Source organism: Streptomyces sp. SX-6, assembly GCF_059089585.1.
Genome location: NZ_JBTHHU010000041.1, coordinates 1 through 21,053, shown reverse-complemented (window position 1 = coordinate 21,053; position 21,053 = coordinate 1). Strand labels below are relative to the sequence as shown.

The 21,053-nt window shown below is 71.4% G+C and carries 22 protein-coding genes; 19 read left to right on the top strand and 3 right to left on the bottom strand.

Annotated features, from left to right (window positions below; translation table 11 throughout):
- Positions 1-9 precede the first annotated feature (9 nt).
- The 12 genes from ACV530_RS32305 (at position 10) to ACV530_RS32250 (ending at position 13,380) form a co-directional block, all read left to right on the top strand.
- On the top strand, positions 10-1,590 hold the full coding sequence (locus tag ACV530_RS32305; RefSeq protein ID WP_494336238.1) for a SagB family peptide dehydrogenase: 1,581 nt from the start codon (positions 10-12) through the stop codon (positions 1,588-1,590).
- A 3-nt stretch (positions 1,591-1,593) separates the two neighbouring features.
- Positions 1,594-4,296 (top strand): lantibiotic dehydratase, encoded by a 2,703-nt coding sequence (locus ACV530_RS32300; protein ID WP_494336237.1) that lies wholly within the window; start codon positions 1,594-1,596, stop codon positions 4,294-4,296.
- Between the two features lie 7 nt (positions 4,297-4,303).
- A complete protein-coding gene (locus ACV530_RS32295) occupies positions 4,304-5,377 on the top strand; it encodes a lantibiotic dehydratase C-terminal domain-containing protein (protein ID WP_494336236.1) in 1,074 nt (357 codons plus the stop codon).
- Positions 5,374-6,471 (top strand): peptidase M50, encoded by a 1,098-nt coding sequence (locus ACV530_RS32290; protein ID WP_494336235.1) that lies wholly within the window; start codon positions 5,374-5,376, stop codon positions 6,469-6,471. Before ACV530_RS32295 ends, ACV530_RS32290 begins: the two co-directional genes overlap by 4 nt.
- Positions 6,472-6,497: 26 nt before the next feature.
- Complete coding sequence (locus ACV530_RS32285; RefSeq protein WP_494336234.1) at positions 6,498-7,403, top strand: ABC transporter ATP-binding protein; 906 nt, start codon at positions 6,498-6,500, stop codon at positions 7,401-7,403.
- Positions 7,404-7,414: 11 nt separating this feature from the next.
- Positions 7,415-8,167: an ABC transporter permease gene (locus ACV530_RS32280; protein ID WP_494336272.1), complete on the top strand. Its 753-nt coding sequence runs from the start codon at positions 7,415-7,417 to the stop codon at positions 8,165-8,167.
- Positions 8,164-10,098 carry a TOMM precursor leader peptide-binding protein gene (locus ACV530_RS32275; RefSeq protein WP_494336233.1) on the top strand — a complete coding sequence of 645 codons (1,935 nt, stop codon included), beginning with the start codon at positions 8,164-8,166 and terminating at the stop codon, positions 10,096-10,098. The genes ACV530_RS32280 and ACV530_RS32275 overlap by 4 nt, the downstream gene beginning before the upstream one ends.
- A gap of 86 nt (positions 10,099-10,184) precedes the next feature.
- Positions 10,185-11,144 (top strand): ABC transporter ATP-binding protein, encoded by a 960-nt coding sequence (locus ACV530_RS32270; RefSeq protein WP_494336232.1) that lies wholly within the window; start codon positions 10,185-10,187, stop codon positions 11,142-11,144.
- Positions 11,141-11,869 (top strand): ABC transporter permease, encoded by a 729-nt coding sequence (locus tag ACV530_RS32265; protein ID WP_494336231.1) that lies wholly within the window; start codon positions 11,141-11,143, stop codon positions 11,867-11,869. Before ACV530_RS32270 ends, ACV530_RS32265 begins: the two co-directional genes overlap by 4 nt.
- Positions 11,870-11,892: 23 nt before the next feature.
- A complete protein-coding gene (locus ACV530_RS32260) occupies positions 11,893-12,537 on the top strand; it encodes a hypothetical protein (RefSeq protein ID WP_494336230.1) in 645 nt (214 codons plus the stop codon).
- The gene (locus tag ACV530_RS32255) at positions 12,534-12,851 is read left to right on the top strand and encodes a transcriptional regulator (protein ID WP_494336229.1); all 318 of its coding nucleotides are present in this window, start codon (positions 12,534-12,536) and stop codon (positions 12,849-12,851) included. Before ACV530_RS32260 ends, ACV530_RS32255 begins: the two co-directional genes overlap by 4 nt.
- 97 nt (positions 12,852-12,948) lie before the next feature.
- Complete coding sequence (locus ACV530_RS32250) at positions 12,949-13,380, top strand: enediyne antibiotic chromoprotein (protein ID WP_494336228.1); 432 nt, start codon at positions 12,949-12,951, stop codon at positions 13,378-13,380.
- 54 nt (positions 13,381-13,434) lie between these two features.
- Here the strand turns inward: ACV530_RS32250 and ACV530_RS32245 are convergent, their stop codons facing one another.
- Both ACV530_RS32245 and ACV530_RS32240 read right to left on the bottom strand, forming a co-directional pair.
- Positions 13,435-13,593 (bottom strand): thiazolylpeptide-type bacteriocin, encoded by a 159-nt coding sequence (locus ACV530_RS32245; RefSeq protein ID WP_494336227.1) that lies wholly within the window; start codon positions 13,591-13,593, stop codon positions 13,435-13,437.
- Between the two features lie 203 nt (positions 13,594-13,796).
- Entirely contained in the window at positions 13,797-14,855 is a 1,059-nt protein-coding gene (locus ACV530_RS32240) for an LLM class flavin-dependent oxidoreductase (RefSeq protein WP_494336226.1), read from the bottom strand.
- 176 nt (positions 14,856-15,031) lie between these two features.
- Here ACV530_RS32240 and ACV530_RS32235 point away from each other — a divergent pair, with 176 nt between their 5' ends.
- From ACV530_RS32235 to ACV530_RS32225, 3 genes are all read left to right on the top strand, one after another.
- Complete coding sequence (locus ACV530_RS32235; protein ID WP_494336225.1) at positions 15,032-16,303, top strand: amidohydrolase; 1,272 nt, start codon at positions 15,032-15,034, stop codon at positions 16,301-16,303.
- A gap of 92 nt (positions 16,304-16,395) precedes the next feature.
- Positions 16,396-17,250 (top strand): metallophosphoesterase family protein, encoded by an 855-nt coding sequence (locus ACV530_RS32230; protein WP_494336224.1) that lies wholly within the window; start codon positions 16,396-16,398, stop codon positions 17,248-17,250.
- A complete protein-coding gene (locus ACV530_RS32225; RefSeq protein WP_494336223.1) occupies positions 17,247-17,972 on the top strand; it encodes a 4'-phosphopantetheinyl transferase family protein in 726 nt (241 codons plus the stop codon). The genes ACV530_RS32230 and ACV530_RS32225 overlap by 4 nt, the downstream gene beginning before the upstream one ends.
- A 97-nt stretch (positions 17,973-18,069) precedes the next feature.
- Here ACV530_RS32225 and ACV530_RS32220 read toward each other — a convergent pair whose 3' ends face one another.
- Positions 18,070-18,312 carry a chaplin gene (locus ACV530_RS32220; RefSeq protein ID WP_494336222.1) on the bottom strand — a complete coding sequence of 81 codons (243 nt, stop codon included), beginning with the start codon at positions 18,310-18,312 and terminating at the stop codon, positions 18,070-18,072.
- A gap of 248 nt (positions 18,313-18,560) precedes the next feature.
- On the opposite strand from ACV530_RS32220, the gene ACV530_RS32215 reads away from it, so the two are divergent.
- The 4 genes from ACV530_RS32215 to crcB (ACV530_RS32200) are packed head-to-tail and all read left to right on the top strand — an operon-like array spanning position 18,561 to position 20,895.
- Positions 18,561-19,796, top strand: coding sequence for a styrene monooxygenase/indole monooxygenase family protein (locus tag ACV530_RS32215; RefSeq protein WP_494336221.1), 1,236 nt, complete (start codon positions 18,561-18,563; stop codon positions 19,794-19,796).
- Positions 19,797-19,805: 9 nt separating this feature from the next.
- Entirely contained in the window at positions 19,806-20,219 is a 414-nt protein-coding gene (gene crcB / locus ACV530_RS32210) for a fluoride efflux transporter CrcB (RefSeq protein ID WP_494336220.1), read from the top strand.
- Entirely contained in the window at positions 20,216-20,551 is a 336-nt protein-coding gene (locus ACV530_RS32205; protein WP_494336219.1) for a DUF190 domain-containing protein, read from the top strand. Before crcB (ACV530_RS32210) ends, ACV530_RS32205 begins: the two co-directional genes overlap by 4 nt.
- Positions 20,548-20,895 (top strand): fluoride efflux transporter CrcB, encoded by a 348-nt coding sequence (gene crcB / locus ACV530_RS32200; RefSeq protein ID WP_494336218.1) that lies wholly within the window; start codon positions 20,548-20,550, stop codon positions 20,893-20,895. The genes ACV530_RS32205 and crcB (ACV530_RS32200) overlap by 4 nt, the downstream gene beginning before the upstream one ends.
- The last annotated feature ends 158 nt before the right edge of the window (positions 20,896-21,053 follow it).

The window sequence follows — 21,053 nt, the reverse complement described above, 5'->3', positions numbered from 1 at the left end:
GGAGTGTCCATGAATGCCGCACACGCATACGTGAACGCAGTGATCCAGCGCGGCCGGGACGGCCTGCAGCCGCCCGGGTTCGAACCCGACTGGTCCGACGCGCCCCGGGACGGCAAGTTCTATCCCGGCACCGAAACGATCCCCCTGCCCCTCGGCGAACTCCCCGGCAGCGCGACGCTCCAGGACGGACTCCACGGCGGCGACACAGCGGGCGGGTTCACCCTCGACACGCTCGGCGGGATGCTGCTCGACTCCTACGGGCGCATAGGCCGCCGCCTCGCGGTGAACGCCAACTACGACGCGCCCACCCTGCCCAGCTATGTGCAGGCCCGCTGGGCCAGAGGCACCGCCTCGGGCGGCGCCCGCTACCCGGTGAGCGTCTACTGGGTGGCCGGGCCGAGCGGCCCGCTGCTGCCCGGGGTCTACCACTACTCCTCCCCCCACCACGCCGTGCAGCGCCTGCTCGCGGGCGACGTGACCGGCGAGGTACGGGAGGCCGTCGGCGACCCCGCGCTGACCGGCCACACCGACCAGTACCTCGTGCTGGGCATCAAGTTCTGGCAGAACGCCTTCAAATACGGCAACTTCAGCTACCACGTCGTCTCGATGGACATCGGCACCATCGTGCAGACGTGGCGGATGTGGGCCCGTGCGCACGGCCTGGACACCGAGCCCGTCCTGTGGTTCGACGAGCCCCGCCTGGCCCGGCTCCTCGGACTGCCGGAGGGCGAGGAGGGCGTCTTCGCCGTCGTCCCCCTGCGCTGGAAGTCCGAACAGAACGGACCCCACCCGGCGTTCACGAACACCACCACCGCCCCGCGCGTCCGCCTGTCGGACTCCGAACTGTCCCAGCACACCCGCGGGTTCGAGATGGGCGACGCCGTCCACGCCGCCACGCTCGAGAACGCCGCCGCGCGCCCGCCGGCCGGAGCGGCGAAGGCCGCGGCGCCCGAGGTACGGGGCCAGGGCCCGGCGATCCCGCTGCCGCCGCCCCGCGCCCTGGACCTCCCCGTCCGGGAGGCACTGCGCCTGCGCACCAGCAGCTTCGGCCGGTTCACCCCGGACCGCGCCCTCACCCCCGAGGAGCTCGCCACCGCGCTCGCCGGGGCCCGGGCCGGGGCGCTGGCGGCGGACGTCGGCTCCCAAGGGCTGACCAAGTTCTACGTGTTCGTGAACAACGTCGAGGGCATCGCCCCCGGAAGCTACGAGTTCGACGACGAGCAGAACGCCCTGCTGCCCGTGAAAGCCGGGCCGCAGGGCAGGTTCCTCCAGAACCACTACTTCCTCGACAACTACAACCTGGAACTCGCCGGAGCGGTCATCGTGCCGACCGCACGCGCGCTCACGGCACTCGACGCGCTGGGCGCACGGGGCATGCGGCTGGTCAACGCCGAGATCGGGGCCGTCTCACAGGCGCTGTACACGGCCTGTGCCGGGATCGGGATCGGCTGCGGCGCCGCGCTCGGCTTCGACAACCGCGCCTACATCGAGGAGCTCGGGCTCGCGTCGACCGACGAAGCGCCCCTGCTCATCATGCCGATCGGGCACGAGCGGCCGGACTCCGCGGACTACCGCCACGAGATGGCCTGAACCATGGAACAAGCAGAGGAACGCACCGTGCCGGAAACCCGCCGCCCCGGCGACACCTTCATCATGCGCATCGCCGGAGCCCCCATCGAAACGGTCCGGGGCCTGCGCTCCCCGCACAGCACCGCGTGGGCGACAGCCATGCTGGAGCGCGAGGAGGAGCTCCGTACGCTCGGCGCGCACATCAGCGACCTGCTCCACGACGTGGTCAAGCGGACCGAGGACACCGGCGCGCGGCGCGCGCTGGTCGAGCTGCGGCGGCAGGTGTTCAACAACCGCCTGCCGCGCGACGCGGACGCCGTCCGCGCCCTCGCCGCCGCCCTCGAGCCCGCGACCGCGGACCTCGTCACCGAGTGGCTCGCGGCCCGGCTCGCCCTCGAGGAGCTGCATGCCGAGGGCGAGGAGACCGTACGCGCCGAACTCGGCGCCGCGCGGGCCCACCTCGCCTCGCTCGCCGAGGACCCCGGGCTGCGCAAGGCGCTGCTGCTCGCGTCGCCGTCGCTGGACACGTACGTCCACCGGTACGTCCGCAAGCACGACGGCAAGCTCGGCAAGAGCGAGCGGCGGATCGAGCGCTCCCTGGTGGAGTACCTGTCCCGGATGGCCTGCAAGACCAGCCCGTTCAGCACCTTCACCGGGCTCGCCCTCGGCCGCTTCACCGACGACGACAGCAGCGCCCGGCACACGGCGCCGGTCACCGACTGGACCAGCCACACGCGGCTCAACATCGCGGTGCTGGGCCGGATCGCCGACCTGATCACCGAGAACGACACCCTCCGCCTCGACCTGCCGGTCCGACTCACCGCGGGGTGGCGGCTCGACGACCTGGACCGCATCCGGTACGTCCGGCGCACCGTGACCACGGGCGACGACGACGCCACGGTCAGCTTCGACACCGTCCGCGACAGCCTGTTCTTCCTCCGTAAGACGGGCACCCTGGACCGCGTCTTCACGATCGCCGAGGCCCACCCGGACATCCGCTACGGCGACCTCCTGGGCCGGCTGAGCGAGGAGACGGGCATACCGGCCCGCGAGTACGACCGCTACGTCGTGGTCCTGCTGCGGCTCGGCCTGCTCCAGGTCCCGTCCCTGCATCTGGACCTGCACAGCCACGACCCGCTGCGGGCGTTCCGCGACCAGCTCGACGGGCTGGGCCACCCCTGGGCACGCAGCCTGGCCGCCCAGCTCGACTGCCCGGCCGAGACCCTGGACGCCTACCGGGTCGCCGACGTGGCGGGCAGACGGCAGCTCCTCGCGACCGTACGCCAGGACCTCCTCCAGATCCTGGCCGAACTCGGCGCGCCCGACGCCACGTTGCCCGTGACGCTGGTCTACGAGGACTGCTCGGCCGGCCGGGAGACCGTGCTGTGGAACCGCGAGGAGTGGCAGCACACCTTCGGGGACGCGCTCGAGGGGCTGAGCCGGGTGTTCCCGGCGTTCGACTCCCTGGTCTGCCACCGGCTCACGCTCAAGGGGTTCTTCGTGTCCCGGTTCGGCCGGGGCGGCCGGTGCGACGACGTGCTCAGCCTCGTCCACGACTTCCACGAGGACATCTACCACCAGTACTCCCGCTGGTCCGGACGCTACGAGCCGTTCGGCGAGGACGGCACGTACGCCCCGCAGAGCAACTGGATGCGGCTGCCGGAGATCACCTCCGTCGACAAGGGCCGTCAGCTGTTCGCCCGGCGGATGGACGAACTCGCCGACGGCAGCGACGCGCAAGAGGTGTGCATCGGCGAGGAGTTCGTCGAGGAGGTGGCCGCCGAGCTGGCGTCCGTCGCCCCGGACTACCGGCCCCGCAGCTGGTTCCTCCAGCTGGGCCGCGACGCCGACGGGCCGCTGGCCGTCCTGAACCGGTCCTACAGCGGACTCTCCTTCCCCTTCTCCCGGTTCACGCACTGTTTCGACGAGCCCGGCACCGAGGAGTTCACGGCTCAGCTGCGCGAGTCGATGTCCGAGTCGTGCCCGGAAGGCGCGGTGTTCGCGGAGATCACCGGCGGCATCGCGACGACCAACCTGAACCTGCACGGCCGGCTGACGCCGTACGTCATCGTGTGCCCGGGCGAGTCCACGAGCGCCCCGGAGGAGTGCCGGATCCCGCTCGCGGATCTGTACGTGGTGCACTGCACCGAGCAGGACCGGGTCATGCTGCGCTCGCGGCGCCTGGACAAGGAGGTCATCCCGGTCTACCTCGGCTATCTGTTCCCCCTGGCCCTGCCCGAGATCCCCCGCATCCTCACGCTGTTCTCGCCGACGCCGATGATGACGCTCGACGTCTGGGGCGGGGTGCCCGAGCGGGTCACCGAGGGCGGGGTGTCCGTACGACCGCGCGTGCGCTACCGCAACGTCGTGGTCGCGCGCCGCCGTTGGACGGTCGCCGCGGAGGCGCTGCCGAAGCGCGAGCCCGAGGCCACGGACGCGCGGTGGTTCCTGGAGTGGCGGCGCTGGCAGCACACGCACGGCCTCCCCGGCCAGGTCTTCGCCACCATCGACCACCGGGGCGACAGCGACGGCGGTACATGGGGCGGCCAGTCCAAGCCGCACTACGTGGACTTCACCAGCCACCTCTCCCTGACCGCGCTCGAGGCCCTGCTCAAGCGGAACGGCGAACACGTCGTGTTCCGCGAAATGCTGCCCGCCGAGGACGACCAGGACATGACCTCGAGCGCGGGCCGTCATGTCACCGAATACGTCGTGGAAGTGAACTGAGACTGAGATGGACAACAGCACCTTTCTCACCAACAAGCCCGTCTCGGACCCCGACGGCTGGCAGGCACTGCACGTCTTCTACGCCGCGAGCCCGCGCCCCGTCATCACCCAGTGCGTCGAGCCCCTGATCCGCGAGCTCACCGAACGGGAGCTGCTGGACGGGCACTTCTTCATCAACTACTGGTTCGGCGGCCCCCACGTCCGTATCCGCCTCAAGCCCCGCTCCGCCGACGTCTGCGACGAGATCAGGGAACGCGCCGAGCGCCACATCACGGACTTCCTGCGCACCCGTCCCGCCCTGTACGAGGTCCAGGAGACCGATTACCTGACCCAGTACTACGACGTGCTGTACGAGCTCGAGTACAGCGAGGACGAGGACCAGCAGTCACTCGCCGCCGAGGACCGCGAGCGCTTCAGGCCCAACAACACCTTCAGCTACGAGCCGTACGAGCCGGAGTACGGCAAGTACGGCGGCCCGGCCGGAGTGGCGCTCGCCGAATGGCACTTCCAGCGCTCCAGCGAACTCGTCATGGACCTCACGCGCCGGATGAACCTGCACGTGCGCACCGTTCTGCTGGGCGTCTCCGCCCAGATGATGATGGTGATGTCGACGGTCTTCCGGCAGGACGCGACCGCGACGGCCGGCTACATGCGGCGCTACCACGAGTTCTGGCAGAACGCCTTCAACGGCACCAAGTTCCTCAGCGAGGCCGGTTACGAGCGCGGCTACACCGTCATGGCCGACGGCCTGCGCCGCCGGTTCACGGAGATCCAGCGCGCGTTCGACGAGGGCACCGCCGAGGCCCTGCCGGGGTTCGTCGGCGCCTGGGCCGCGCACTGCGCGGAACTGCGTGAGCGGGTGGCCGAGTTGGCGGTGCGCGGCGATCTGACGTTCCACGCCTGGGACGGCGACGGCGACCAGCCGGTCACCGACCCCGACGAGGCCCTGGAGCGGCTCCTCACCCCGTATATGCACATGACCAACAACCGGCTCTACGTCACGATCCCGGACGAGATCTACCTCTCCTACATCCTCGCCCGGGCGCTGGAGGAGCCGGCCGCCGGGCCGGTCACGAAGTGAGCACGGCGGGCGGCCTGCTGGAGTGGGCCCCGGCGCTGCGGCCGGGTGTGCGGCTGGGCCCCCGGCTGCTGCGGGGCGCGTCATATCTGCACCTGGTCCACGACCGGGACAGCGGGCGCACGTACGAGATCGGCGTGCGCGAGCACTTCGTCTTCTCCCGGCTCGACGGACGGCGCACCCTCGCCGAGGTGGGCGAGGAGTACGCGGCCCATTTCGGGCGGGTGCTCGGCGAGCCGGGCTGGAAGCAGCTGATCCGGCTGCTCACGGAACGGGGCCTGCTCGAGGGCCTGCCCACTCGTGCGGCGGCCCCCGCCACGGCGGCGGCCGTGCCGTCGTCGCCATGGCGGGGGCGGCGGGCGTTCGGCGACCCGTCGCGGCTGCTCGAGGTGCTGCACCGCCGGCTGCGGCCGGTGCTGCGGTGGTACGTCCTCGGCCCGCTGGCGGTGGCGGTGTGCGCGATGGAGCTCGCGCTGGCCGCCGACGGGGGCGCCCTGCTGCACGACATCCGGGAGCTGGCGGGCCGGCCGCTGCTCGGTATCGCGGTGCTGGTGGGCATCTTCCTGTTCACCACGGCCAGTTCGGGCCTGCACGAGCTGGCGCACGGCCTGGCATGCCGGCACTTCGGGGGCCGCGCGGATGCGATCGGGGTGGGCTGGCGGCTGCCGTTCGTCTACTTCTACTGCGCGGTGGACGACTCGCGGTTCTTCCTGCCGCGATGGCACCGGGTCGTCACGGCGCTGGCGGGTGTCTTCGTGAACCTGCTGGTGCTGCTGCCGTTCTTCGCCTGCCGGTACTGGGCGCCCGTGGGGGACACGGGCCGACAGGTCCTGTCCGCCACCTTGCTGCTGGCCAGTCTGCGAGCCCTGCCGAACCTGCTGCCGTTCCCCAAACTCGACGGCTACCTGGCCATCGGCCATGCCCTCAACATGACGGACCTCGCGGACGAGAGCATCCGCTTCGCCCGGCGCCGCGGAGCGGGCGGCTATCCCCGGTGGGCACGGTTCGCCTACCTCGGATACCTGCTGGCGCTGCTCGCCGTGTGGGCGGTCCTGATCATCGGCGGCTGGCTCCTGGCCGCACGGACCCTTTTCTGAAATCTCACCACTGCTTGGGGAGCGGAATGTCGCAACCTGTTGTCTCACTGCAAGACGTACGCAAACAGTACAAAGGCGTGACGGCCGTCAACGGCGTCTCGCTCGAGATCGCCGGCGGCGAGTTCTTCGGCATCCTCGGCCCCAACGGCGCCGGCAAGACCACCCTGATCGAGATCATGGAGGGACTGCGCCGGGCCGACTCCGGGACGGTGCGGGTCTTCGGGCAGAGCCCGTGGCCGCGCAACCGGGACCTGCTGCCGCGGCTCGGCGTGCAGACGCAGGCGTCCGCGTTCTTCGAGAGCCTCACCGCGATCGAGCACATCACCACGGTCGCCCGGCTCTACGGAGTGGCCCCGCGGCAGGCCCGGGAGGCACTGGAACGGGTCGGACTCGGCGAGAAGGCGGACACGCGCGTCAAGAAGCTCTCCGGCGGCCAGCGTCAGCGCCTGGCCATCGCCAGCGCGCTCACCCACGAACCGGAACTGATCTTCCTGGACGAACCGACCGCCGCCCTGGACCCCCAGGCCCGGCGCGACCTGTGGGAGTTGCTGCGGGACATCCGCAGCCAGGGGCGCACCATCGTCTACACCACGCACCACCTCGACGAGGCCGAGGTGCTCTGCGACCGCGTCGCCATCGTCAACCACGGCGGGATCATCGCGCTCGACACCCCCCACGGCCTGCTGGAGTCGGTGGGCAGCGCCACCCGGCTGTTCGTCCCGCAGCACCGGATGTCCCTCGAGGCGGCCCGCGGCATCGCGGGCGTGGACAGCGTGGACGTCGAGGGCGGCGCGGTGGTCCTCACCACCACGATCCCCGGCCAGGTCCTGGCCGCGGTCGACCAGCTGGCCGGACTGCAGGGCGTCCAGACGCGCACAGCAACGCTGGAGGACGTCTACCTCCAGCTGACCGGAACGGAATACCAGGTATGAGCAGTTACGGCTTGAGCGGTTACGGCGCGCTGTCATCCGCCACATACCGGGCGTTCATCCGCGACAAGGTGACGCTCTTCTTCTCCTTCGTCTTCCCGCTCATCTTCCTGGTGGCCCTCGGCCTGATCTTCAAGGGCCAGGCGCTGAAGAACGGCCACCACTACATCGACTACATCGGCCCCGGCATCGTCGCCTACGGCATCGGCAACGGCGCGCTGTTCGGCGTGGCCTACACGATGATGCACTGGCGCCGTGACGAGGTGCTCCGGCTGATCCGGATGACGCCGGTGTCCTCGGTGACGGTCCTGGGCGCGCGGTACGCGCTCACCGTGGGCGTGGGCCTGGTGCAGGCGGGGCTCTTCGTGGCCGTCGCGAGCCTGCCGGTGTTCGGCCTGCACCTGGCGGGCACCTGGCCGCTGACGATCCCGGTGCTGCTGTGCGGGATCACGGCGTTCTTCGTCATCGGCCTGCTCATCGGCTCGTACGTGAACACGCCCGAGGCGGTCGGCGCGGTGTCCAACTGCGTGATGATGCCGATGGCGTTCGTGTCCGGCACGTTCTATCCGCTCGACGCCTTCCCGGGCTGGCTGAAGGCGGTCTCCTCGGTCCTGCCGCTGCGGTACATGGTCGAGGGCATCGCGGGCTCGCTCACGGGCGTGCGGGGCGCGGGCGCGGTCGGGCTCTCGTGTGCCGCGCTCGTCGCCTTCGCCGCGGTGCTCGGTCTGTTCTCGCTCAAGTTCTTCAGGTGGAGCAAGGAAAAGTGAGCACACTGACAGCAGGACTGACAGCAGAACCGTTGTCGGCGGCCAGGCAGCTGCTCGCGAGCGAGCTCGCGCTGCGGTCCGCGGCAGCGGGCCAACTGCCGCCGGAGGTCGTGGCCCTGGGCGCCGCCGACCTCACGGAGCCCGAGCCGGACGCCCGCGCGGACGCCCGGATCCATGTGACCACCCGTGCCGTCCTCGTCGGGCCGTGGACCCGCGACGGCTCCGCCCCCGACGCGTGCGGGCACTGCCTCGCGATCCGGTGGCAGCGGCTGCGCGGCGAGTACGAGCGGATCGCCCTGGAGACCGGCGGCCCCCTCCGGCCCGCCGGCGACTGGCCGTTGCTGCTGCCGTGGCACACGGACGCCGTCTGGGCGCTGCACCAGCGCGTCCACCTCGCCCCGCCGCACCTGCGTCCCGACCCCGGGGCCGCCGGGCCGGGCGGCACCTGGGTGTCGCTGCTGGACCTCACCACGCTGGCCACCCACAACGTACCGATCCTGCGCGAGCCCCTGTGCCCCTCCTGCACGCTCACGCGGGAGACCGAGCCGGTGCCCGAACTGCGGCTGTCGTCGCGGGAGAAGGAGCACCCCGGGGCATACCGGCTGCGGTCCGCGGATGCGTACGAGCTGCCCGAGCGGGCGCTGGCCAACAGCGTCTGCGGGGTGATCGGCGGCGCCCCGGCCATGGACATCGGCTGGACCACCACGGCACCGGTGGTGGGCACCGTGCAGATGCGGGGCTACAGCGGACTGCTGGAGGTCTCGTGGACCGGGCAGGCCGACCGCTACGCGACCAGCCGCGGCCTGGCGCTGCTCGAGGGCCTCGAGCGGTACGCGGGCACCCACCGCCGCCGGGCCGGCGCGGTGGTCGTGGACTCCTACCGCAACCTCCGCGAGAGCGCCCTGGACCCGCGGACGTGCGGCGTCTATCCCGAGGAGACCTACCGCGAACACCCGCTCCTGGCCCCCTTCGACGAGACCCGCGCGATCCCCTGGACCTGGGGCTGGTCGCTGCGCGACGACCGTCCCCTGCTGGTGCCGACGCGGCTGGTCTACTACAACGACCGCGCGGAATCGGACCGGTTCGTCTTCGAGAGCTCCAACGGCTGCGCCACCGGCAGCTGCCTGGAGGAGGCGATCCTGTTCGGCATGCTCGAACTCATCGAGCGGGACGCCTTCGTGCTCGGCTGGTACGGCGGCGCGGAGCTGCCCGAGATCGACATCAGCGGCACGCGGAACGCCACGCTGCACGCCATGGTCCACCGTGCCGGGCTCGAGGGCTACGACATCCGGCTGTTCGACAACCGCGTCGACCTGCCCGTCCCCGCGGTGACCGGCGTGGCCGTACGCCGCGACGGCGGCCCCGGCGCCCTCTGCTTCGCCTCCGGGGCGAGCCTGGACCCGGAGAAGGCCATCGAGGGAGCCCTGTCCGAGATCATCACCTATGTCCCCGCGGTGCCGCGCAGGACCCGCAACCGCCTGGCTGAACTGGAGGCGATGGCCGGCGACTTCTCCCGGGTCCGCGTCCTGCGCGACCACTCCGCCCTCTACGGACTGCCCGAGATGGCCCGGCACGCCGAGCGCTACCTGCGCCCGCGCACCGCACAGCCGCTGGAGTCGCTGTACGCGTCCTGGGAGGAGCAGCGGCCCCGCACCCGCGACCTGCTGGACGATCTGCGGTTCTGCCAGGCCGCGTTGGAGCGGGCGGGCTCCGATGTCATCGTCGTCGACCAGACGACGCCGGAGCAGGAGGCCGTCGGGCTGAGCACCGCGTGCGTGATCGTCCCGGGACTGCTGCCGATCGACTTCGGCTGGGAGAAACAGCGCGCGCTGCACATGCCCCGGATGTTCTCCGCCTACCGGCAGGCGGGCTGGCGCACGGACGACCTCACCCCCGCTGACCTGCACCGAGTCCCCCACCCCTTCCCTTAAACACCTGACATCAAGGGCGTGTTGACGGGCTCTCGGCCCGCACACGCCCTTTTCAGCGCAATCAAGTTTGTGCTACAAACCTCTTTGTGAGCGCACTGAGAGAAGCGCCGACAACGCCGGAGGCGGCGCCCCCGTCCGCCTCCGGCGTGGCGATCGGCATGACGGACCTGTTCAAGAGCCATGGCAAGGTCCGTGCGGTGGACGGCCTGACGCTGACCGTCGGCCGCGGCGAGGTCGTCGCCCTGCTGGGGCCCAACGGCGCGGGCAAATCCACCACGATCGACATGCTGCTCGGACTGACCACGCCGGACGCCGGCGAGGTCCGGATCTTCGGCAGGCCCGTCCGCGAGGCCGTGACCACGGGCGACGTCGGCGCCATGCTCCAGCAGGGCGACCTGCTCGAGGACGCGACCGTCGCCGAGACGGTCGGCGTGGTGGCGTCCATGTACCCCCGCCCGCTGCCCACCGCGACAGCCCTGGAACGCGCCGGGATCACCGAACTCGCCAGCCGCCGGGGCCGCAAGCTCTCCGGCGGCCAGAAGCAGCGGGTGCGCTACGCCATGGCCCTGGCCGGCGACCCCGACCTGCTGGTGCTCGACGAGCCGACGGCCGCGATGGACGTCGAGAGCAGGCGCGACTTCTGGGCGTCGATGCGCGAATTCACCGCCACTGGGCGGACCGTCCTGTTCGCGACCCACTACCTCGCCGAGGCCGAGGAGTTCGCCGACCGCGTGGTCCTCATGCGCAGCGGCCGGATCGTCGCCGACGGCTCGGTGGCACAGATCCGCGCCGCGGTCTCGGGCCGGATGCTGCGCGCGGTGGTCCCGGGCGCGACCCGCGAGCAGCTCGCGGCACTGCCCGGCGTCTCGTCCGCCGAACTGCGCGGCGACCGTGCCGAGTTGTCGTGCGCGGACTCCGACACGTCGATACGGGCGCTGCTCACCGCCTTCCCGCAGGCCGCCGACATCGAGATCACCGCACACGGCCTCGAGGAGGCCTTCGTCGCCCTGACCCACGAGGACAAGCACGAGGACAAGGCTTCATGAACGCGACGTACTTCGCCTTCGAGGTCAAGCGGATCGTCCGCAACCCCCGGTTCACCGCCTTCGCCATCGCGATGCCCGTCGCCATGTTCCTGCTGTTCGCCGGGATCTACGGGGCCGAGGAGGTCGCCCCCGGCGTCAGCTCGGGCGAGCTGACCATGGTGAACATGGCGGCCTACGGCGCCATGTCCGCGTCCCTGTTCGCCGGCACCCGCATCGCCGCCGAGCGCGACGCGGGCTGGCAGCGCCAGCTGCGGCTCACGCCGCTCAGCGGCCCGGGCTATCTGGCGGTCAAGGCCGTCTCCAGCGTGCTGGTCGGACTCCCGGTCATCCTGCTCATCTGCGGCATCGCCGCCGCACAGGGCACCACGCTGAGCGCACTCCAGTGGACCCACATCATCCTCGGACTCTGGCTCGCCTGCCTGCCCTTCGCCGCGCTGGGCATCCTCCTCGGCCTGTTCACCACGGGCAGCAGCGTGCAGGCGATCACCGGCGGGATCATGATGCCGCTCGGCATGCTCGGCGGCCTGTGGGTCCCCTTGCGGATCCTCCCCCACTGGATGACCTACGTCGCCAAGGCGATGCCCACCTACTGGATGGGCGAGGTCGGCCGGAGCGCGGTCATGAAGGGCTCGGGGACCGGGATCGCGGCCCTCGTCCTCGCGGCCTGGCTGCTCGTCGTATCGTTCGCTGCCGTCCGGCGGTTCCAGGCCGGCACAGCCCGCTGACGAAGCAGACGCAAGGAGAAGCCGTGCAGAACGAAGAGGCGCCCGACCAGGACGAGTCCGTGATGTCGGCCGCGCAGTCCCTGGCCCTGATCGAGCGGCAGACCGAGAAGGTCCGCCAGGAACTCGGCATCAACTCGGCCCAGCTGTTCGGCGCCTGGGGCATCGCGTGGACCGTGGGATGGGGCGCCTTCTACGCGGCACAGGCCGGCTCGGAACCGGTGATCCCGCTGTGGACGGCCGGGCTGGTCCTCGCCGTCCTGCTCGTCGGCGCCGTCGCGGTGTCGCTGGTCCACGGCATCCGCCGCAGCCAGGGCATCAAGGGACCGTCCCAGGCCACGGGGGCGATGTACGGCTTCACGTGGATGGCCGGCTTCGCCGCGCTGGTGGCGGTGAACGTCGAGATCAGCGGCGAGCTCGCCCACGACAGCGTCGTCCTGCTCTGGTCCGGCACCTCGCTCACCCTGACCGGTCTCCTCTACATGGCCGGAGGCGCCATCTGGCGCGACCGGCTGCAGTACGGCCTCGGCCTGTGGATGCTCGCCTCGGCGGCGGCCAGCGTGTTCGCCGGAGTGCCCGGCAACTTCCTGGTGCTGTCCCTCGCCGGCGGTGGCGGCTTCCTGGTCGCCGCGCTCTGCCACGCCCTCAAGCACAGGGCCGGAAGCCGGTGAACTCCCCGCAGGAGCCGGGGCTTCCGCAGCTCGACGCGGTCATCCACGCCCAGGCACGGCTGAAGGTCATGGTGGCCCTCGCCGGGCTGGCACCGGGCGACCGCATCACCTTCCCGCGACTCCAGAAGCTGCTGGACATGACCGCGGGAAACCTGTCCACCCACCTCCGCAAGCTCGAAGAGGCCGAGTACGTCGAGGTGACCAAGACCCATGAGCGGCGCACCCCCGTGACCCATATCGCGCTGACTCCCCAGGGGCGGCTCGCGTTCGACACGTACGTGACGAACCTGCGCACGCTGCTCGGCGGCCCGTAGGGCCCCAACAGACCGCAGTGCCGGCCAAGAAGGCACTGCTTGCAAGAAGAAAGTCCGATGCATTGCGCACGTTAGCGATGAACTGAAAGGAATCACCATGAAGGCGAACCTCGCTCGTTCCTGGAAGACCGCCGCGATTGCCACCGCCGCCGCGGGCATGCTGATAACCGGTGCCAACTCCGCGTTCGCCGCGGGCCCGTCGGTCACCGTCAACCCGGCCAAGGGCCTGTCGGACGGCGCCTCCGTCACCGCCTCGGCGACCGGCTTCGCCGGCGGCACCGCGGTCAAGGTGCAGGAGTGCGCCATGGTCGACCAGAAGGGCGTCTGCAACACCGCGACCGCCCAGCAGGTGACCACCGACGCCAAGGGCTCCGCGACCGCGAAGGTCACGGTCCACAAGAAGTTCACCGCCGCCGGCACCGACGGCAAGACCCGCACCGTCGACTGTTCCTCCGTCGCCCACGGCTGCTACATCGGCGCCACCGGCCCGGCCGCCGCGTACGGCTACGCCCAGATCTCCTTCAAGTAACACAAAAACGTGCGGGGTGCGCCCTGAGGCGCACCCCGCACGTTGATCCGAAGATCAGGCGCAGCAGCTGGTGGAGCTGGTGGTGCTGGAGCTGGTGCAGGAGCAGGACGAGTCCATCATGACCTCGCCGCTGTCGGCGTAGTCGGCGATCTCGAAGGTCTCCGACTCCAGCGCCTGCATCTCCTCGGCGAGCTGCGACAGGGTGTTGTCCATGACTGCCTCCTTAATGTTCTGCGAACCGGCCGGCGGCCCGTTCTCCTGCCTCATTTCTACCGACGGGCCATGGCAGTTGAGGTGGCAGTTCGCTGGCAATGCGCTGGCGCCCCCGTCGCAACACCTGTGACACGGCACGACACAACAAGGACACAACAAAGGGGCCCGGACGGCGACTTCACCGTCCGGGCCCCTGTACGGACTCAGAGTTGCGGCAGCACCTTGTCGACGAACAGCCGCATGCTGCGCTCCATCATCGCGTAGTCCTGGCCGCCGAAGTCGATCTGCCACAGGAAGTCCTCGATGCCCAGGGTCTCGCGGAACTCCTGGATGCGCTCGACGACCCGGGACGGCGAGCCGATGACGGCGGTGCCGAACCGGCGCAGGTCGAGGTGCTCGAGCTGCGGCGAGTGCTGCGCCATGGCGTCGTAGCCCTTGTACTGGTCCGAGGACGTCGTCTTCCAGGCGCTGGCCGCCTCCGACCACACCGCCATGTACTCGCGGTAGACCGGCTCCGCCAGGCGGTACGCCTCCTCGTCGGTCTCGGCGACGAACAGCGGCGTGCTCATCGCGATCCGCGGCTTGGAGTCCGGGCCGTGCTTGGCCTTGAACGTGTCCCGGTAGAGGTCGAGCAGCCAACGGCTCAGGCCCACATCGTGCTTGACGGGCGCGAGCGCCATCTGGAGGCCGAAGCCGTTCTCGGCGAGCCAGGTGAAGCTCTCCGGCGAACGGACCGCGGCGCCCCACACCGGCGGGTGCGGCCGCTGGACCACGGGCGGCAGGGAGGTGGCGTCCTTGAAGGAGAAGAAGGGCGTGTCCTCGGTGACCTTCTCCTCCGTCCACAGCCGCACGACCGCCTTGATGGTCGCCTCGTAGCGGGCGCGGCTCTCCTCGATCGGGACGCCGAGCGCCTCGAACTCGTACGGCAGCCAGGCGCGTCCGAACCCGACCTCCATGCGGCCGTTGCTGATGGCGTCGACCTGCGCGATGTGCGCCGCGAGCTGGATCGGGTGGTGGAACGCCGGCAGGAGGGCGCCCGTCATCAGCCTGATGCGCTCGGTCTGCGTGGCCACCGCGGCCAGGAACGTCAGCGGGCTGGGACAGTAGCCGCCGTAGTCACCGAGGTAGTGCTCGGTCATCTTGACGTAGTCGATGCCCTCACGGTCCGCGAAGCGACTGATCTCCAGCGCGTCCCGGTAGTACTCGGCCGCGGAGCGCTTGTCCGTACGGCAGTCCGGCAGAAGAGAAATCCCATGTCCCATTGCGCGCACACTTTCTTCAGATCGCTGCGTATGTCTCTTCCTACACACCGCCTGCGGCGCACCGGTGGACACTGCGCTGGCAGCTCCCTGACACCTCGCTGACACCCCGGTAGCAGCGGTTGACCAGGCCCGGCGCGCGGGCGAGCATGGCCGTTCACGCGACCTGAGAGGTGACTGTGGCGGACCCGACCGACGACGTACTCGGCCCTGTGACCGACCTCTACCGCGACCTCCACCAACACCCCGAACTCTCCGGTCAGGAACGGCGGACGGCCGAGCGGTTCGCGCAGTGGCTGGACCGCGCCGGCTACGAGGTGACGCGCGGCGTCGGCGGCCACGGCGTCGTAGGCCTGCTGCGCTCGGGCGAGGGGCCGACCGTGCTGCTGCGGGCGGACCTCGACGCCCTGCCCGTCGCCGAGGCCACCGGACTTCCGTACGCGAGCCGGGAGTTCGCGCCCGGCCCCGACGGGCAGCACCGGCCCGTGATGCACGCCTGCGGGCACGACGTCCACGTGGCCTGCCTCGCGGGCGCGGCCGTCCTGCTCGCCGGGACGGCGGAGCGGTGGCGCGGCACCGTGATGGTCGTGGGGCAGCCCGCGGAGGAGACGCTCTCGGGTGCCGAGGCGATGCTGAGGGACGGCCTCTACCGGCGGTTCGGCAAGCCGGACGTCGCCCTGGCCCAGCACGTGTGCCCGCTCCCCGCGGGGGTGATAGCCCACGCGCGGGGCCCCGTCACGGGGGCAAGTGCCGCCGTGCGCGTCGTCGTTCACGGCCGCGGCGGCCACGCCGCCGCACCGCACCTGGCGGTCGACCCGGTCCTCACCGCCGCGTCCGCCGTGGTGCGTCTGCAGAGCATCGTGTCGCGCGAGAGCAACCCGTCCGAACCGCTGGTGCTCACCGTCGGCTCGTTCCACGCCGGTGACGCCGGCAACGTCATACCCGACAGCGCCACGCTGGAGATCAGCGTGCGCGCCTTCTCGGACGAGGCGATCGACCGGGCCGTCGCGGCCGTCGACCGCATCGTGCGGGCCGAGTGCGCCGCCGCGGCCTGCCCGGACGAGCCGGAGATCACCGTCGTCTCCCGGGCGGCCGTCAACGTCAACGACCGGGGCCTCGCCGCCGTGGTGCGCGCCGCGCACGAGGCGGACGCCGGCCTGTCGGCGGTCGTCCCGCTGCCGCCGTCGTCGGCGAGCGAGGACTTCCCGCTCTTCGGCGCGGCCGGCACCCACCTGTACGACGGCCCGGCCGTGCCCACCGTGTACTGGATGTTCGGCGGAACCCCCCACGAGACCTGGATGGCGGCCGGGGGCTCGTCCTACCACGACAGGCTCGCGGCCGTCCCCGCGAACCACTCCCCCGCCTTCGCCCCCGACCCGGAACCCACGCTCCGCATGGGCATCCGCGCCATGACCTCCGCCGCCCTCGCCTGCCTGGACGGACCCGAATAGGGGTTCCGTCCGGCCCGGCCTCCGCGTTAGCGTGGTCAACTCGATCCCCCTCGGGTCGAGTTCGTCGAGGAGATCGAGAAGGACGTCCCACCGTGGCCCACGGAAAGCTGCTCGCCGTCAGCGACCTGCACATCGCCTACGAGGAGAACCGCGCCCTCACCGAGACGCTGCACCCCGAGTCGGACGACGACTGGCTGATCGTCGCGGGCGATGTCGCCGAGCAGTTCGCCGACATCGAGTGGGCGCTGCGCCTGCTCGCCGGACGGTTCGCGAAGGTCGTCTGGGCGCCCGGCAACCACGAGTTGTGGACCCACCCCAAGGACCCCTGCGACCTGCGGGGCGAGAAGCGCTATCTGCGCCTGGTGGAGCTGTGCCGCGAACTGGGCGTGGCCACGCCCGAGGACCCCTACCCCGTGTGGGAGGGCGAAGGCGGACCGGTGGCGGTGGCCCCCCTCTTCACGCTCTACGACTACACGTTCCGGGCCCCGGGCGCGACCACCAAGGAGGAGTCGCTCGCCCTGGCCCTGGAGGCGGGCGTGGTCTGCACCGACGAGCACTTCCTGCACCCCGACCCCTACCCCGGCCGGGACGACTGGTGCCGGGCACGGGTCGCGTACACCGAGCGCCGCCTGTCGGAGGTACCCCCCGAGCTGCGCACCGTGCTGATCAACCACTGGCCGCTGGTGCGCGAACCCACCCGGGTCCTGCGCTACCCCGAGTTCGCGCAGTGGTGCGGCACCGAGCTGACGGCGGACTGGCACGTACGCTTCCGGGCCGCCGCCTCGGTCTACGGCCATCTGCACATCCCCCGGGTGACCTGGTACGACGGGGTACGGCACGAGGAGGTCTCGCTCGGCTACCCGCGCGAGTGGAAGCCGCGCCCGCCGCGCAAGCTGCTGCGGCAGATCCTCCCCCAGCCCGCCGGGACCCCGGCGGGTGCGCGGTGATCGAGGAACTGGTGCCCGCCGAGGCCGTCTCCGAGGAGACCTTCACCGACGCCGCGCAGGACGTGTCGAGCGTGCTCTTCCCCGAGGAGGCCGCCGCCGTGGCCCGCGCCGTGCCGCACCGGCAGCGCGAGTTCGCGACCGTACGGGTCTGTGCGCGCAAGGCGCTCGGGCGCCTCGGCTTCGCCCCCGCGCCCCTGCTGTCGAGCAAGCGCGGCGCACCGCAGTGGCCGGAGGGCATCGTCGGCAGCATGACCCACTGCAAGGGCTACCGCGCGGCCGTGGTGGCCCGGGCCTCGGACGCCGCGTCGCTCGGCATCGACGCCGAGCCCAACGGCCCACTGCCGGACGGCGTCATCGACGTGATAGCGCTGCCGTCCGAGCGCGCCTGGGTGGACGAACTCTCCGCCGCGCACCCCGGGGTGTGCTGGGACCGGCTGCTGTTCAGCGCCAAGGAGAGCGTCTTCAAGACCTGGTATCCGCTGACCCGCCTCGAACTGGACTTCAGCGAGGCCGAGCTGACCGTCGACCCGCTCGCCGGCACCTTCTCCGCCCGGCTCCTGGTGCCCGGCCCGGTGGTCGGCGGGCGCCGCCTGGACGGCTTCTCCGGGCGCTGGCTGGCCGCGGGCGGCCTGGTCGTCACGGCCATCGCCCTGCCCGCCCCGGTCCCCGCGGATGTCCCCGTGGATGTCCCTGCGGATGTCCCCGTGGAGCAGGTGCCCTGACACGCGCGTGGCGCCCGCCGGCCGGAGCCGGGGGCGCCACGTGAGGGGAGGCACCGCTCGTGACGGGCGTCCCGGTCGCGGACGAGTCGTCCGCGCGTCAGGAGTTGACGCAGGTGTTGCCGGTCGCGTTGTTCAGCAGACCGATGAGGACGTCGATGGTGTTGCCGCAGACATTGATGGGGAGGTGGATCGGGACCTGGATGACGTCGCCCGAGAGGACACCCGGCGACCCGACGGCCGCGCCCTTGGCGCCCGCATCGGCTACGGCGGTGCCGGAGATGCCGGCAAGAGCGAAGCCCATGGTGGCGGTCAGGACGGCCGCCTTCGCGAATCGTGACATGTGGTGACACCTTTGTTCGGTCTGACGGAACGAGCTCACGGCCGGTGTACCGGCCGGAGCCCGGATAAACGGCCGGTGTCCACAAAGGTTTCGTTTGTGAAGCGGACGGGTGAAGACCACCATTAACGTTGATCTGTCCGGATTAGCACCAATTGGCCCCTCATGGCACACGCATGCCGTCTGTACAGCCCACGGCCGCTCCCGTTAGAACGGAGGGCGGGCACAACGGCGGCTGCGGGGAGGCAGCGATGCGCAGAATCGCGATCGTCGGCGCGGGACAGTCGGGCCTGCAACTGGCCCTGGGACTCCAGGCCGCGGAGGCCGGGTACGAGGTCATGGTGGTCTCCGCCCGTACCCCCGAGGAGATCCGGGCCGGCCGGGTGCAGTCCACCCAGCTGATGTTCGCCCCCGCACTCGCCACGGAGCGGGCGGCGGGCCTGAACCTGTGGGACGGCACCGCCCCCGCGGTCATGGGCTCCAGCCTCGCCACCGTCGACCCGCCCGGCACCGCGGCCCGCGCCATCACCGCGGCCCTCGACGAGCCCGCGCAGTCGGTCGACCTCCGGGTGAAGACCGCGCGCTGGCTGGAGATGTTCGAGGACCGGGGCGGCCGGGTCGAGTACCGCCCGGTGACCGCCGAGGAACTGCCCGACCTGGCCGCCGCCCACGACCTGACCCTGGTCGCCACCGGCCGCGGCAGGCTCGGCGAGATCTTCGGGCGCGACGACCGCCACAGCCCGTACGACAGTCCGCGGCGCGCCCTCGCCGTGGTCTACCTGCACGGCGTCGCCCCGCACCCGCAACTGCCGCCGGCCTACCTGCGGATGGCCGCCACCCCCGGCGTCGGCGAGGTCTTCGTCCTCCCCGGACTCACGCTCTCCGGACCCTGCGACATGCTGCTGTGGGAGGGCGTGCCGGGCGGCCCCTTCGACTGCTGGCGCAACCACACCACCCCGGACGCGGCGCTCGAGCGCTCCCTGGAGCTGATGCGCGCGTACACGCCCTGGGAGTACGAGCTGTGCGCCGACGCCGAGCCGACGGACGCGGGCGGCGTCCTGACGGGCAGCCTCACCCCGGTCGTCCGCCACCCCGTCGCCGAGGTCGCCCCGGAGACCTACGTCCTGGGCATGGCCGACGCGGTCGTCCTCAACGACCCGATCGCGGGCCAGGGTTCCAACGGCGCCGCGCACTGCGCGGACCGCTTCCTCCACGCGATCCTCGAGCGCGGCGAGCAGCCCTTCGACCGGGCGTGGATGCACGACACCTTCGCCGGCTGGTGGGAACGCGCCCGGCACGCCGCCGCCTTCACCAACCTGCTGCTCGGCCCCCTGCCCGAGCATGTCCAGCGCGTGGTGACCGCCGCGGCCGACCGCCCGGACATCGCCCGGCGGTACATCAACGGATTCGCCGACCCCGCCGGCTACCAGGACTGGCTGCTGGACGCCGACCGAGCGGACGCCTACCTCGCGGCGGTCATGGGTTAGCGTGACCCGGTGAGCACAGCACCACCCAGTCAGTGGCCGGTCGTCTGCGCCGTGTCCCTCGGCGGCGGCCTCGGCGGCGCCGCCCGGTACGGCGCCGGGCTGCTGTGGCCGACCCCGGACGGCGCCTTCCCCTGGACGACCTTCCTCATCAACGTCGTCGGCTGCGCGCTCATCGGCATCCTGCTCGTCACCATCGCCGAGCGCGGCGCCGTGCACCGGCTGGCGCGCCCGTTCCTCGGCACGGGGGTGCTCGGCGGCTTCACCACGTTCTCCACCTACGCGGTGGACATCCAGCGCCTGGCCGAGGACGGCCGCGTCGCGACCGCGCTGGCCTACCTCGCCGCGACGCTGCTCGCCGCGATGGCGGCGGTCTGGCTGGCGGCCGCCACCACCCGCCGCCTGCTCCTCAGGGAGGCATCATGAGCAAGGCACTCCGCGTGACGGTCCTCCTCACCGAGTCCGACCACGTCCACGGCAGGCCGCTCTACTCCGAGATCGTCCACCGCGCCCACGCCGCGGGGCTCGCGGGCGCGAGCGTCTTCCGCGGCATCGAGGGCTTCGGCGCGTCCTCGATGGTCCACACGTCACGTCTGCTGTCCCTCAGCGAGGACCTGCCGGTGGCCGTGATCATCGTGGACGCGGAGGAGAAGATCCGCACCTTCCTCCCCGAACTCACCGAACTGGCCTCCGAAGGAAGCCTGGTGACCCTCGACGAGGTCGAGATCCTGCACCCCCGGGGGACGACACCCGCGTGAACTGGCTCCTCGTCATCGCCGGCGCCATGGCCGGCGCTCCTTTGCGTTACCTCACCGACCGCGCCGTGCAGTCCCGGCACGACTCCGTCTTCCCCTGGGGCACGTTCGTGGTGAACGTCGCCGGCTGCTTCATCCTGGGCGTCCTGACCGGCGCCGCCCCGGAACACCTGCGCCTGCTGCTGGGCACGGGTGTGTGCGGGGCACTCACGACGTACTCCACGTTCTCCTACGAGACCCTGCGCCTGGCCCAGGACGGTGCGCGGACGTACGCGGCCGCGAACGCGATCGCGAGCGTGGCGTGCGGGGTCGCGGCGGCGTGGGCGGGGGTGTGGGCGGGGAGTTGATGCAGCCCCCGCCCCGCCCTTTCACCGTTTCCTCCGGGGGCAAGCCCCCGGGCCCCGGGCCCGCGCTCCGCGCGGTTGTTCCGGGGGCTACGCCCCCTGGACCCCCGCAACGCGGCTCCGCCGCGTTGGTCCTCAAACGCCGGACGGGCTGACTTGTC